A 12991-nucleotide genomic window follows, 5' to 3' on the forward strand; every position below is an offset into this window, starting at 1 on the left:
GCATGACGATCAGAAGACGTGCTTGACCACAGAGGGCCACAGGGCGATGAGCAAAAAGCCCCGCCGGCTCTTCATGCCCCAAGCTCAAATCCAGCTCTCATCGTCGCCACCGCTGTCGAAGCCGGGATCATCGGCCTGATAGTCCGCGTCCTGCACGTTCGGGGCATCCTGCTCACCCCCCTGATCGTGCGCGGCCTCGCCATAGTAGTTGTTGATGGTCGTCTCGCCGCCGCCGGCCGCCGTCTGGCTCGCCCCCGCCTCGCCGAACGGCCCCGGCGAGTGGCTGAGCATCGAGGAAATGGCGCTCGCCGCCAGCATGCCACCGGCCACACCGGCCGCCGTCTGCGCGGCTCCGCTCAGGAAACCGCCGCCGCGCGGCGCATAGCCCTGAGGCCCAAAGCCGGCTTGCGGATAACCGGGCTGCCCATAGCCCGGCGGCTGCGCGTAGCCGGCCCGCGGCGCCGCCCCCCACGGACCACGCCCGCCACCGGCGGGAGGAGGCACGGGGTTGTAGGCCGGCCCCTGCGGGGCGACGGGCGCCGCCGGGCGCGGCTCCTCCGGACGGCTGCCCCACGGGCTGCGGCCACCGAGGCCGAGCGCGTTGGACAGGAAGCTGCCGCCCCCACCGGTCGTGGACTGCTGTTGCTGCTGCGCGCGGGACTGCGCCTCCTTCAACTGGCGCTCCAACTCCTCGATGCGCTGCTGGGCGCCGGTCAGCGCCTGCTGCTGCACCAGCACGGACTGGGCCAGATAATAGGGCGCGGTCGGTTGGCTCTGCACCAGCTGCTGGATGAAGCGTTCGGCCTCCGCGTCGCGCGGCTGGGCCTCGGCCTCGCGCAGGTGCTGGAACAGGTCGGAAAGAAGGTTGCGTTCCTCGGGCGTCATACCGTTGTCTCCTGTGCGCGTTTTGTGGGGCGCGCTCATGATGTGGCGTGCCAGTCCCCCTTGAAACAAGGGAGGTGATGTCGCGGCCTATGCCCTTTCTCGCCGATTCGACCACCGGCCTAGCCGATCCCGCCTCGGCCTTTCGTTCCGTTGCGGAAACTTTTTGGCGCTTGTTACGATATTATCAATCAACGAAGCAGCCACCCGTGTACGGCGAAAGCGCTGCCGAATCCATCATCGCGAGGGAGAACGCCTATGCCGACGATGCCGTTCCTGGAGGAGAGCCCGACGACGGACAACCTTCTGGCCGCCGATGAGATCGCCGTCATTGCCCTGCATGAACATCTGACGCTGAAGGAAGCGGCCATTCGCGGCAACGACCTGATGCGGGAGCCCTGGGGCCACGCTGCCCTGCGCCAGATGGTCTGGGACACGCTCAACGACGCCCGCCGCCGCAACAACGAGAAGATGGTCGCGGAGATGACGGCGCTCTACCGCCGCACCTGCCTGCGCTATCCCAGCCTGCACGACCGCCGCACCTCCCCGACCCGCGAGACGCACCCCTTCCCGCCGGTTCGAGAGGTGAGATAAAATTCCTCGCAGGCAACGGGAGACTTGCGCCGGAGCGATGCCGAAACCGCATAGCTCGCGCACGTCATTCGTATACACATCGTTGTGCAGCCACTGCACAACGACCGTCCACGAACAAACACGCGCAACCCGCTGCCACATCAGCGTGAATCGCTCTGTTTGCCCATTGTGCAGATTTGCGAATCTTCGAAATCTGCACAATGGTGCACAACAGGGCACAGGCAAAACCCATGCATTAACCGCATAGCTCCGCTAGCCGGCCTTCCGCTGCTCGTCCGGTTCGGCGGCAGCATCGCCGCTCAGCGCCGTCCGAACCGCGTCGTCCACGCGATCCAGCCAGACGAAGGTCAGCTGTTCCCGCACCGCCTGCGGAATGTCGTCGAAGTCCTTGCGGTTGCGCGCCGGCAGCATGACCGTCTTCAGGCCGGCGCGCTGCGCCGCCACGACCTTCTCCTTGATCCCGCCCACGGGCAGAACCAGACCCCGCAGGCTGATCTCCCCGGTCGTCGCCGTGTCGGACCGGATGCAGCGCCCGGACAGCAGCGAGACCAGCGCCGTGAACATGGCGACGCCGGCCGACGGCCCGTCCTTCGGGATGGCGCCCGCCGGGACGTGGATGTGGATGTCGAACTTGTCCAACCCCTCGGGGTCGAGGCCAAGCTCCCGCACCCGCGACTTGACGAGGGTGAGCGCGGCCTGCGCGCTCTCCTTCATCACCTCGCCCAGCTGACCGGTCAGGATCAGCCGGCCGGAACCGGCGAAGCGGCTGGCCTCGATGAACAGGATGTCGCCGCCGACCGGCGTCCAGGCGAGCCCCGTCGCGACGCCGGGAACGCTGGTCCGCATCGCCACGTCGTTCTCGAAGCGCGGCGGCCCCAGGATCTCGGTCAGGTTTTCCGGGGTGATGGTCATGCGCTCCGCCCGCCCCTCGGCGATGCGGACGGCGACGTGGCGGCAAACGGCGCCGATCAGGCGCTCCAGGTTGCGGTTGCCGGCCTCCCGCGTGTAGTCGCGGGCGATGGCCCGCAGCGTCTCGTCGGGCAGTTCCAGCTGCTCTGCCGTCAGCCCGTTCGCCACCAGCTGGCGCTTGACCAGATACCGCTTGGCGATCTCCAGTTTCTCGTCCTCGGTGTAGCCGCTGAGTTCGATGACCTCCATGCGGTCGCGCAGCGGGCCGGGAATGGTGTCCAGCACGTTGGCCGTGGCGATGAACATGACCTTGGACAGGTCGAACGGCACGCCGAGGTAATGGTCGCGGAAGGTGGCGTTCTGCTCCGGGTCCAGCACCTCCAGCAGGGCCGCCGACGGGTCGCCGTGGAAGCCCTGGCCGAGCTTGTCCATCTCGTCCAGCATCAGGACGCAATCCCGCGTGCCGGCCTTGCGGATCGCCTGGACGATGTTGCCCGGCAGCGCGCCGACGTAGGTCCGGCGGTGGCCCCGGATCTCGCTCTCGTCGTGGACGCCGCCCAACGAGACCCGCGCGAAGGCCCGCCCGGTGGCCCGGGCGATGCTCTGGCCGAGCGAGGTCTTGCCGACGCCCGGCGGGCCGACGAAGCACAGGATCGGGCTGCGCCCCTCCGGGTTCAGCTTGCGCACGGCGAGGAATTCGAGGATGCGGCGCTTGATCTTCTCAAGCCCGTAATGGTCCTCGTCCAGGATGCGGCGCGCCTCGGCGATGTCGATGCTGCTCTCGGACAGGCGGCTCCACGGCATCTCGATTAGCCAGTCGAGATAGCTGCGGACCATGGAATGTTCGGCCGCCGCCTCCGGCATCCGCTCCAGCCGCCGCAACTCCTTCTCGGCGTGCTCGCGCACGTCGGGGGGCATGCCGGCCTTGGCGATTGCGTCCTGAAGCTCGCCGATCTCGGCCTGCCGGCCCTCGTCGGCCTCACCCAGCTCCTTCTGGATGGCGCGGAGCTGTTCGCGCAGCAGGAATTCCCGCTGCCGCTCGTCCATGGACTCGCGCGTGCGTTCGCGGATGTCGCGGGAGATGCGCAGGACCTCGATGCGCTGGGCCAGCAGGTTGCCGACCTTGTCCAGCCGGGCCGGCAGGTCGAAGGTCTCCAGCACCTCCTGCTTTTCGAACGGCTTCAGATCCATGTAGCTGGCGGTCATGTCGGCCAGCTGGCCGGGGCTGTCGATAGCCTGGACCGCGCCCAGCAGTTCCTGCGGCGCCTGCGGCAGCAGTTGCAGCGCCTCCACGGCCTCGTTGCGCAGGTTCAGGAAGCGGGCCTTGACCTCGGGCGTGTTGGCGTCGGCCTCCTCGACCATCTCGACGCGGGCGGCCATGAAGGGGTGGCCGGACACCCACTCAGTGACCCGGAACCGCTGCTGCCCCTGGCAGACCAGATGGTGGGAGCCGTCGGGCGTGGTGACGTAGCGCAGAATGCCCGCCGTGGCCCCGACCCGATGCATGTCCACCCCGGTCGGTTCCTCCACCGCCTCCTCCCGCTGGAGGACGATGCCGACCGGGCGTTCGGTCCGCGCCGCCTCCTGGGCGGCGGCGACCGAACGGGCGCGCCCCACCGTGACCGGCAGCACCACGCCCGGAAACAGGACGAGGTTGCGGACGGGAATGATCGGGATCACGTCGTCGGGAAGACCGAAGGCCTTGGCGGGGCCATGCTCATCGCTCATGCGCTTGTCCTTCAACCCATCTTGTCCAGCGCCAGCACGAGGCAGCCGGCGACCAGATCCCGCCGGCCCATGCGGTAGGCGCCGGGCGGCAGCTCGATGCGCCGCTCGAAGCGGCCGTGGGGAATCTCCAGCCGGTGGATGATGCCGTCCCGCCCCAGCGGCAGCGTCCGCTCGCCGGCCACGACGAGGACGCCGTCCTCAATGGCGACCTCCAGCTGGTCGGCGGCGACGCCCGGCAGGGCAACCGCGATGACCACCGCGTCCTCCGTCTCGTAGACGTCGATGGGCGGGGTCCAGCAGGCCCGGCGCGGGCCGGGCGTGGCCGGGCGGAAGAATTGGCGGTGCAGCCGCTCGGCCCGATCGAGCAGTTCGACGGCCTCGGACCACATCCAGGTGCCGGGATCGCGACGGGATGGCATGGACCCTCCTTGGGGGCTCTCGGATCAGGGGCAAGGAGGCGTCAGGCGCCGCCGCCGGCTTCCTCGCGGGCGCCGGGTGCCCGTTCCTCGGCCCCCCGGCGCTCACCGGATTCGGCTCCGGACTCGGCCCCGGACTCGATGGCGCCCATGCCGGCGGCGGCCCGGCCGAGGTTGCCGGCGTCGCCTTGCTTGGGAACGGTGTTGGCGTCCATGGCCTCGGGCGCACGGATATCCGGATTTGGGTTCGGCTGCCCGCAGTCGCGGCAGGCCCGCTCCCAATGCTCCGCATGCCGGCCTTCGGGACGACCTTCCTGTTCCCATATCTCGTAAGCCCGCTCGCGGATGCGGTTCTCGTCCATCGCGTCTCCCCCTCGACCAGCGGCCCGTCAACAGGCGACTCTGGGCTCCCGGCGTGCATGCCAAGGCCCGTCATTGGCTACGAGAACGGCGCGGAATCATGGGCGTTCCCCTGTCCGTGCGGACATCAGACGGAAGAGAGGGGAATGGCCGTTCGAGTCGCGGTCAGGCGTGTCCTTCAAGCATGGCCGTCCGGCGGGTCGGGGCGACCGACGTCGTCGTCATGGCCGCTGCGGTTGCTGAGGAAGACCAGGGCCATCAGCCCGATGGCCACGGCGCTGGTCAGCACCGCCCCCAGGATCATGGCCAGCAGCCCGTGCAGGCTGAGGCCGAACGTGTCGAAGCCCAGCGCCGCCCAGGTTCCCAACAAGGCGGCCACGACCAGAACCGGGCAGACGATGAGGAAGAGGCGAAGCCAGTTCATGCACGGGGGTCCCTCAGTCGGGCGGGGAGAGGTCCACCACCATGGCGACCTTGCCGTCCGGGGCGCAGCGCTGCCCCATGCAAAAATAGGCCATCGACCAGCCGGGACAGGCCCCCAGCAACGCGGACGCGTCCGACAGCCGGCCGCGCGGGTCTTCCACGGTGGGGACGATCAGGCGCACGCCCCCCGTCTCCGTCCGGGTGACCGCCCCCAAACCGCTCAGCCGGGCCAGGCAGGCGGCCTCGGCCTGCTGGTTCTGCTCCTCGACCGTGCCGGCAAGGCGGGAAGCGCGGAAATACAGCCCGCCGCCCATGCCGGCGAAGGCAGCCCCGGCCACGATCAGGAGGATGGACAGAACGCGCGTGGTCTTGGCTTCGAACATTGGCGGCTCGACTGGGGTCAGAAGGACTGCTTGGCGAGCTGTTCGGAGACTTGCAGGATGGGCAGGATGGTCAGGCCGAACAGCACGAGGCCCGACATGCCCAGGAAGATGACGGCGGTCCCGCGCAACACCGGCAGGGCCATGCGGACGTTCAGCAGGTAGAGGTCGCGGTGCTGAAGCGCCAGGGCGTGCAGGGTCCGCGCCACCTCCACCCGGCTCTCCGCCGCGGCCAGCGAGGCGCGGTCGGTGGCGTGGACGGAGCGCAGGGCCTCCGCCCAGTTCCGGCCCAGCACCACGGCGCGGGCGGCGCGGCGCAACTCCTCCGCCAGCATGCCCCGGTCGGCGGAATCGGCGGCGAGGTTCAGCGCCTTGTCCATCCCGACGCCGGAGCCGATGAGCAGCGACAGTTTGTGGAAGGTGATGTAGTGGCTGAGGCCCAGCGCGATGTGGCGGTAGACCGGCAGGGCGAACAGGATGCGGTCCGCCGCCGCCGGCGCCAGTTGCCGGCCCACCGTGCCCACCGTGCCCAGCACCGCCACCAGAAGAAGGAAGGCAAACACCAGCCCGCTGGTGACGTTGGAGGCCAGCTCGACCCAGGCCACGTCCACCTCGGTCTGGGCGTTGCGGATCAGGTCCGTCTGCATCAGCCAGGGGTTCAGCACATGGGCGGTCAGGATCATAGTGACCGCCCCCAGCAGGGCGTGCCCGACGGAGATCCACAGGCCCACGCGGAAGTCCCGCGCCGAGGACAGCATGTCGGTCTCGAAGGTGGCGGCGTTGCGCAGGGCGTCCGGCGTGCCGGCGCCGTAGCCGCCCGCCCGCACCAGCGCCACCACCGTGGCCGGAAAGTCGCCGGGCAGCCGTTCCATGGCGCCGGGCAGGTCGTCGCCGGTCTCCACCGCGTCAGCCATCCGCTCGGCCACGCGGCGGATGCGCCCCTCGAAGGAAGACGCGATGCGCCGCAGCGCCTCGGCGAGGCCGACCTTGGACTCCAGCATGGCGGCCAGTCGGATGAAGAGGATGTGCCGCTCGTTGTGGTCCAGCGTCCGGGCGAAGGTGAAGGAGGAGCGGCGGCGGACGGACAGGATGCGGCCCCGGCCGCTGAGCGCGGCGCGGGCGGCGTCGGCGTCGGCGGCGTCCACCGTCAGGCTGCGGGCCTTGCCGGCGGCGATCAGGCGGACTTCGAAGCGCGCCATGGCCCCTCCCTCTTCCGCCGCTCAGCGGTCCTGCTCGACGAAGACCGTGACCGTCGGGCGGATGATGATGAAGAGGGCTTCGCGGGACAGTTGCTGCGCCCGGTGGGTGATGGGCGAGGTCGCCTGCTGGTTGTCGCCCTCGCGGCGGGTGGCGACGGGTTCGTTGTTGTCAAAGGTGTTGCTGTCCACCTGAAGGCCACCCAGCACCACCGTGTTGCCGGCCAGGACGCGGACGATGTCGTTCAGCGCCTGCTCCTGCGTCTGCGGCTGGGTGATGGTGCCGACCTGATTGCCGGCGGACAGCTGGACGAACCGGATCAGGCTGTTGACCAGCACGTTCAGGTCGGCGGTCACGATGCGGGTGTCGGCGTCGTAGAAGGGGGTCAGCTTGATGGTCAGGCCGGTCTTGACCGTGGAGGTCTGGGCCGACCCCAGCAGGCCGGGGCTGAGCGTGCCGGCCGCGCCGATGGTGTTGACGCCGACGCCGCTGACGTAGGGGACCTCCTGCCCGCTGCGCAGGGTCACCTGGGCGCCGGACAGGGTGTGGACCTCGACGTTCTGCTTGGTGTCGGTATTGCCGAAGCGGGACAGGAAGTCGATGGCGCCAGCCACGTTGAAGACGCCGTTGATGCCCAGAATTTGGCCGGTCGGCGACACCGCGAAGGACACCGGGTCGGTCGCGGTGGACAGCCCCGTCTGGACGCCGTTGGTGGTCGTCGTTCCGGTCGTCCCGGTCGTGGTCGTCGTCGTGCTGCTGTTCCGGCTGTTGAACTGGAGGACCAGCTTGGACCAGTCGAAGCCGCTCGCCGACTGGTCGGTCAGGCCCAGCGTCACCACGGCCAACTGGACCTTCACCATCGCCATGTTGCGGTGGATGCGGTCGATGTAGGGCCGGATCACCTCGGTGTAGAGGCTGGGCGGGGCGGAGAAGACGATCTGCCCGCCGCGCAGGGACGGGGTGATGTCGCCGGCCCCCATGCTCTTCAGGTCGGCGGAGACCGACTGGATCACATCGGCGATCTGCGGAACCGTGAAGGCGTAGCGGTCGCGGTCGGTCAGGAACAGGGTGCCGTCCTGCCACCAGGAGACGATGCCCATGCCGCCCTGAAGCACGCTGGTCAGTTCGCTGAGCGTGCCGGTGAAGGAGCGAAAGGGCAGCGCGCGGGCCAGCATTTCCGAATCGCTCGACTGCTCGAACCGGGTCGCGACGCGGACGCCGGTGAAGCTCAGCATCGTGACGAGGCGGTCGAGGGTGTTCTCCCCCGCCGGGTAGCTGACCGAGATGCGCCGGGCGGCAACGGACGGCGGCAGCGCCTCGCGCACCGAATGCACCACCAGCATGCCGCGCCCGACCGGAACGTGGGTGACGGCCGGCGCCCCCTCCAGTTCCATGCGGTTCTGCGAGTCGCGGACCACATCGTCGCGCGGCGGCAGGTTGCCGGCGGGCGGCAGGCTGCAGGCGGCAAGGAGCGTGGTCAGCAGAAGGGTGGAAACTAACGACCGCAAGCGCCGGCTCCTCCGGACGAGGACGGGAAGGCGCGCGGATCGACCAGGAAGGGGGAGCCGGCGCGATCCTGGAAAAAGGCCTTGCCGTCCAGGCAGCCGATGAACACCGCGCCGGCCGGAACCACGTCGGAACCGCCGCCGGCCGATGCCACGTTGGGCAACGGCGGCAGGCCCGGCAGACCCGGCGGCAGGCTGGTGTTGGCGGACGCGGCGGGAGCCGCGCCCTTGCGGGCGACGGCATCCTGGATGGGTTTCGGGATTCCGGCGCCGTCCCTGCCGTTCAGTGCGTCCACCACGGCCTTGATCAGCCGATCCTCGGCGGCCGAGACGGCCTTTTCGATGCGCTTTTGCAGGCGGAATTCGATGTCGTCGGCGCGCTCGGACGGGGCGAGGAAGGGGTTCGGTTCGATGGCCAATGCCGGGAGAGGGACAAAGGCGGACGCGGGCGCGAGAAGGAAGGCCGCAAACGCGATGCCGCGCCACGCCCCCTGCCCCATCAGCCTTGTCCTGGAATGGATCATTCCCGCCGCCGTACGAACCCGTCTCGCGTTCAGCTACACCCCAAATGGGTTAACCAATCGTAGCTATACGCCGCAGAACGCCGCTCCGCCAGCATGAGGTGACGGGAATGACCCAGCCACAAGCCTCTGATCAGTGCGAGAGCAGCAGCGGCACCGGGCAGGTGCGCAGCACGTGGCGGGTACCGCCGCCCCGGTGCAGGAACGGGAAGCCGTAATGGCCGTGCGCCCCCATCACCAGCAGGTCGGCGCCGGCGTCCATGGTGCGGGCGAGCAGCGCGTCCATGGCGCCGATGTCGGACACCGTGAAGTGCGTCTGTTCGGCCTTCACGCCATGCAGCGCCAGATGCTCCTGCACGCCGACACGGGGAGGTTCGGTCGGAGCGCCGGACGATGCCTGGGTCAGGACGGTGATGACCGTCACCTCGCTGGCGGCCTGGAGCAGCGGCATGGCATCGGCCAGCGCGCGGGCGGCCTCGCGCTCGGCGTTCCAGGCGACGGCGACGCGCTTGCCGATCACCGGGAACTGGCCGGCGTAGGGAAGCACCAGCACCGGGCGCCCGGAATTGAGGACGACCTGCTCGTTCATTTCCTCAGGGGCCACGCCGTCGCCGCTGCTGCGGTCGTACTGGCCGAGGACCGTAAGGTCGGCGAATCGGGACCAGATGATGGTCTCACGGATGACGTGGTTGTACTCGCCATGCGCCAGCGCGTGCCACTGGCCCTGGAGGCCGGCGGCCTGGAGCTTGCCCTGGAACAGCGCCTCGCTGCGCGCCGAGGCTTCCGCGAGGTGGTCGCTGGAGCGGCGGGCAATGACGCTGGTGGCGTTGCGGTCAGGCTGCGCGAAAAGGCCGCGCACGAAAGCCCCGTGCTGCTTGGCGAGCGCCAGCGCCGCATCCAGCCGCGTTTCCACATGGGGGCTGGAGTCGAGGTGCACGAGGATGTGCTTGAGAGACATGGAAAAGCTCCTCCCGTTCTTTTTGTTCCCTGCGGCGATTGTCCAACGATGCCGTCCCGGATTCCAGCGGGAAAACCGCCGCGAGCGTCCGGTTCGGCCGTTATGCGCAGAGCACATAACGGCCGTTGTGCATCATTGTGCAGTTTTTGAGGGGGCTGGACTCTGCACAATGGGCGAAATCGGCACTTCTCTGTGTTGCTGCAACGCTTTACGAGCCATTGTTCGTAGGCTTTCGTTGTGCAGCGGCGCACAACGATTCGCGTACAGACTAATGACGAGCCATGCGTATCGGGTATTAACCAGCGCAACATGTCATTGGCCAATGCTGCATTGGCTGACAGGCGCACCTCGCCCAATTGTGTTAGGAATTGTAGCCCACGCGAAAAGATTGAGCAACGATGAAGGGGCTCACCACAAAGGCACAAAGGACACAAAGAAGATCACAAAGGGCTTCCGGCGTTCCGCAGGGCGCGTCCGCCGAAAGGCGCTTCTTTGTGAAAATCTTTGTGTCTTCGTGTCTTTGTGGTGAATCCTCGTCACCACCACGATTTGCCGGCCTTCGGCCGTCCCCTCACCCCACCCCCTCTCCCACAGGGGGAGAGGGGCTAAAGAGAAAAAATTACTTCTTGACCAGCGGGCACTGGCTTTCGGCGATGGGGAGGAAGGCCTCCTCGGCCGGGATGGTGCGGACGATCTTGTAATAGTCCCACGGACCCTTCGATTCCTGCGGGGTCTTCACCTGGGCCAGATACATATCGTGCACCATGCGGCCATCCTCGCGGATGCGGCCGTTGCGGGCAAAGAAGTCCTCGACCTTCGTCTCCTTCATCTTGGCGACCACCTTGTCGGTGTCGTCGGTGCCCGTGGCATCGACCGCCTTGAAGTAGTGCATCAGCGAGGAATAGACGCCGGCCTGGACCATGCTGGGCATCTTGCCGGTCTTGGCGTGGAAGCGCTTCGACCACTCGCGGGTCTTCTCGTCCATGTCCCAATAGAAGCCGGTGGTCAGGTTCAGGCCCTTGGCCGTCTCAAGACCCAGCGAGTGAATGTCGGTGATGAAGACCAGCAGGCCGGCGAGCTTCTGGCCACCCTGGACGATGCCGAACTCGTTGGCGGCCTTGATGGCGTTGATGGTGTCGGCGCCAGCGTTGGCGAGGCCGATCACCTCCGCCTTCGAGGACTGGGCCTGGAGCAGGAAGGACGAGAAATCGCTGGCCGGGAACGGGTGCTTGACCGCACCCAGGACCTTGCCGCCCGACGACTTCACGACCTTGCTGACGTCGTCCTGGAGGTTCTGGCCGAAGGCGTAGTCGGCGGTCAGGAAGTACCAGCTCTTGCCGCCCTCCTCCACCATGGCGCGGCCGGTGCCGATGGCCATGGCGTAGGTGTCGTAGGTCCAGTGGATGCCGCCCTTGAAGCAATCCTGGTTGGTGATTCGCGACGAGGCGGTGCCGGAGATCAGGGTAATCTTGTTGTTGGCCTTGGCGATCTCGTTCACAGCCAGCGCCACGGAGGTCGTGACCAGTTCCGCAAAGACGTCCACCTTTTCGACGTCCACCCATTCGCGCGCCTTGTTGGCGGAGATGTCGGCCTTGTTTTGGTGGTCGGCGGTCAGCAGCACGATGGGCTTGCCGGCGGCCTTGCCACCGAAATCCTCAATCGCCATCTGCGCGGCGGCGACCGCGCCGGCACCGGCGAGATCGGAATAGGTGCCGGACATGTCGGTCAGCAGGCCGATCTTCACCGCGTCGTTGGAAACCTGGGCCTGCGCGGTCCCAGCAGCCATGCCGGCGGCCAGAGTGCAGGCGGCGACGCCGCAGGCGAGCGACTTCAGAAGACGCATCGGATCGTTTCCTCTTTGATTTATAATGGTTTTTTGTGCCGATTTGGGGGTCGGTCAATCAGCATTGCAAAATACTCGTCCATAGGACAGCCAAATGCAACAGCGGCTATTTGTCGCGCAGGACAGCGCCAACAAGCGCTTGCCTTTCCATTGCATTGCATTTGCGTGCAGGGCGATCAAGACACCGCCACCTATCGGGGCCTGGAGCGGCACCGTCACGCGCCGCTTCGTCGGCCTCCCCTTCCCAACGATCCATCTTTGATTGCGCTCGCCGCGACCGGTTCGCCCCACCAGGGGCCGCTTTTAACGGGCTGAGGCGCACTGCGACAAACCGTCACGCTGTGATGGGCGGCACAGCCCAACCCAAAGACGTGAATTCATACTCCGTTAAAGATTTTACGGATTCATCGATACTCAAGCATAGCCGAATTTTGACATCTCGTATGTGAACAGTTCCAGAAAAGAGACAATTCCGAAAACCAGATACAGCTTTGTCAATTTTCGAGTGACTGCGCCCTCACCGCGCCAGCCCGACGGAAAGAAGTAGAAAGGGAAAACGATGTACAATCTTATCGTTGTTATTATTGCCGTCGCGCTAACGGCGGTGATGGGTGCGGCCGGCGTGTTCTATGGCGGCTCCGCCTTCACCAGCGCCGGCCCGAAGGCCGCGGCCATCGGCGTGATCCAGAACATGGCGCAGATGCAGGGCGCCTGGATGCTGTACACCAGCAACGGCAACACGACCAGCACCACGGTCCCGACCATGACGGCGACCGGTCTCTCGACGGACTTGATCTCGGGTGGCTACCTCGCCGCGGTGCCCACGGCACCGACCATCGCCACCACCTTCGGCGCCACCGGTACGGCCGCTTATCAGCTGGATCTGACGTCCTCCCCCGGCCCGGGCATCTTCATCGTGCTGAACTCGACCTCCGGTTCCCAATGCCTGGAAATCGCCAAGGCGGGCGGCATGGTTTCCCCCACCGGCAACCTGGCCGCGCCGGGCGTGACCGGCGTGCCCAACCTGTCCACGTCGGTCATTTCGAACGCGACGCTCAACACCGCTCTGACCGGCTTCAAGTTCGGCTGCGTCGGCCTCGGCACGAACCCGACCGGCCTGTCCCTGGGCAGCGGCGCGGGCATCGCTTTCCTCGCCGGTGACGGCCTGGCGGGTGGCGTGCAGAAGTACTTGGTCTATTACAAGCAGTAACGATCTGAGTGGGTGGGCGCCAAGCTTCGGCGGTCCGCCCACCTCGTGGAATGCCCCCGTGGAAT

General features: G+C 67.3%; 13 protein-coding genes. 2 read left to right on the forward strand and 11 right to left on the reverse strand.

Going from position 1 to position 12991, the window contains the following annotated elements:
• Positions 1–84 precede the first annotated feature (84 nt).
• Positions 85–885 carry a DUF2076 domain-containing protein gene (locus J2852_RS16375; RefSeq protein WP_209877366.1) on the reverse strand — a complete coding sequence of 267 codons (801 nt, stop codon included), beginning with the start codon at positions 883–885 and terminating at the stop codon, positions 85–87.
• A 255-nt stretch (positions 886–1140) separates the two neighbouring features.
• Here J2852_RS16375 and J2852_RS16380 point away from each other — a divergent pair, with 255 nt between their 5' ends.
• Positions 1141–1476 carry a hypothetical protein gene (locus J2852_RS16380; RefSeq protein ID WP_246499716.1) on the forward strand — a complete coding sequence of 112 codons (336 nt, stop codon included), beginning with the start codon at positions 1141–1143 and terminating at the stop codon, positions 1474–1476.
• A gap of 252 nt (positions 1477–1728) precedes the next feature.
• On the opposite strand, the gene lon is transcribed toward J2852_RS16380, so the two are convergent.
• The 10 genes from lon to J2852_RS16430 form a co-directional block, all read right to left on the reverse strand.
• On the reverse strand, positions 1729–4113 hold the full coding sequence (gene lon, locus J2852_RS16385) for an endopeptidase La (RefSeq protein WP_246499718.1): 2385 nt from the start codon (positions 4111–4113) through the stop codon (positions 1729–1731).
• A gap of 11 nt (positions 4114–4124) precedes the next feature.
• The gene (locus J2852_RS16390) at positions 4125–4532 is read right to left on the reverse strand and encodes an Hsp20/alpha crystallin family protein (RefSeq protein WP_209877368.1); all 408 of its coding nucleotides are present in this window, start codon (positions 4530–4532) and stop codon (positions 4125–4127) included.
• Between the two features lie 41 nt (positions 4533–4573).
• Entirely contained in the window at positions 4574–4891 is a 318-nt protein-coding gene (locus J2852_RS31565; protein WP_246499720.1) for a DUF2934 domain-containing protein, read from the reverse strand.
• Between the two features lie 176 nt (positions 4892–5067).
• Positions 5068–5313 (reverse strand): hypothetical protein, encoded by a 246-nt coding sequence (locus J2852_RS16400; protein ID WP_209877370.1) that lies wholly within the window; start codon positions 5311–5313, stop codon positions 5068–5070.
• A gap of 13 nt (positions 5314–5326) precedes the next feature.
• The gene (locus J2852_RS16405) at positions 5327–5695 is read right to left on the reverse strand and encodes a hypothetical protein (protein WP_209877372.1); all 369 of its coding nucleotides are present in this window, start codon (positions 5693–5695) and stop codon (positions 5327–5329) included.
• 17 nt (positions 5696–5712) lie between these two features.
• Positions 5713–6891, reverse strand: coding sequence for a type II secretion system F family protein (locus tag J2852_RS16410; protein WP_209877375.1), 1179 nt, complete (start codon positions 6889–6891; stop codon positions 5713–5715).
• Positions 6892–6912: 21 nt separating this feature from the next.
• Positions 6913–8397: a type II secretion system protein GspD gene (locus J2852_RS16415; protein WP_246499722.1), complete on the reverse strand. Its 1485-nt coding sequence runs from the start codon at positions 8395–8397 to the stop codon at positions 6913–6915.
• Positions 8385–8918 carry a hypothetical protein gene (locus J2852_RS16420; RefSeq protein WP_209877510.1) on the reverse strand — a complete coding sequence of 178 codons (534 nt, stop codon included), beginning with the start codon at positions 8916–8918 and terminating at the stop codon, positions 8385–8387. Before J2852_RS16420 ends, J2852_RS16415 begins: the two co-directional genes overlap by 13 nt.
• A 130-nt stretch (positions 8919–9048) precedes the next feature.
• On the reverse strand, positions 9049–9873 hold the full coding sequence (locus J2852_RS16425) for a universal stress protein (protein ID WP_209877377.1): 825 nt from the start codon (positions 9871–9873) through the stop codon (positions 9049–9051).
• A gap of 619 nt (positions 9874–10492) precedes the next feature.
• Positions 10493–11716, reverse strand: coding sequence for an ABC transporter substrate-binding protein (locus J2852_RS16430; protein ID WP_209877383.1), 1224 nt, complete (start codon positions 11714–11716; stop codon positions 10493–10495).
• Positions 11717–12275: 559 nt separating this feature from the next.
• On the opposite strand from J2852_RS16430, the gene J2852_RS16435 reads away from it, so the two are divergent.
• Positions 12276–12926, forward strand: a complete 651-nt coding sequence (locus J2852_RS16435) for a hypothetical protein (protein ID WP_209877385.1) — start codon at positions 12276–12278, stop codon at positions 12924–12926.
• The last annotated feature ends 65 nt before the right edge of the window (positions 12927–12991 follow it).

The organism is Azospirillum soli, assembly GCF_017876165.1.
Classification (GTDB): domain Bacteria; phylum Pseudomonadota; class Alphaproteobacteria; order Azospirillales; family Azospirillaceae; genus Azospirillum; species Azospirillum soli.

Bases quoted from the DNA above. Each gene is read 5' to 3' on its own strand.
- J2852_RS16410 (WP_209877375.1), bottom strand. From the start codon at position 6,891: ATGGCGCGCTTCGAAGTCCGCCTGATCGCCGCCGGCAAGGCCCGCAGC.
- J2852_RS16400 (WP_209877370.1), bottom strand. From the start codon at position 5,313: ATGAACTGGCTTCGCCTCTTCCTCATCGTCTGCCCGGTTCTGGTCGTG.
- J2852_RS16420 (WP_209877510.1), bottom strand. From the start codon at position 8,918: ATGATCCATTCCAGGACAAGGCTGATGGGGCAGGGGGCGTGGCGCGGC.
- J2852_RS16430 (WP_209877383.1), bottom strand. From the start codon at position 11,716: ATGCGTCTTCTGAAGTCGCTCGCCTGCGGCGTCGCCGCCTGCACTCTG.
- J2852_RS16390 (WP_209877368.1), bottom strand. From the start codon at position 4,532: ATGCCATCCCGTCGCGATCCCGGCACCTGGATGTGGTCCGAGGCCGTC.
- lon (WP_246499718.1), bottom strand. From the start codon at position 4,113: ATGAGCGATGAGCATGGCCCCGCCAAGGCCTTCGGTCTTCCCGACGAC.
- J2852_RS16425 (WP_209877377.1), bottom strand. From the start codon at position 9,873: ATGTCTCTCAAGCACATCCTCGTGCACCTCGACTCCAGCCCCCATGTG.
- J2852_RS16380 (WP_246499716.1), top strand. From the start codon at position 1,141: ATGCCGACGATGCCGTTCCTGGAGGAGAGCCCGACGACGGACAACCTT.
- J2852_RS16375 (WP_209877366.1), bottom strand. From the start codon at position 885: ATGACGCCCGAGGAACGCAACCTTCTTTCCGACCTGTTCCAGCACCTG.
- J2852_RS16405 (WP_209877372.1), bottom strand. From the start codon at position 5,695: ATGTTCGAAGCCAAGACCACGCGCGTTCTGTCCATCCTCCTGATCGTG.
- J2852_RS31565 (WP_246499720.1), bottom strand. From the start codon at position 4,891: ATGGACGAGAACCGCATCCGCGAGCGGGCTTACGAGATATGGGAACAG.
- J2852_RS16435 (WP_209877385.1), top strand. From the start codon at position 12,276: ATGTACAATCTTATCGTTGTTATTATTGCCGTCGCGCTAACGGCGGTG.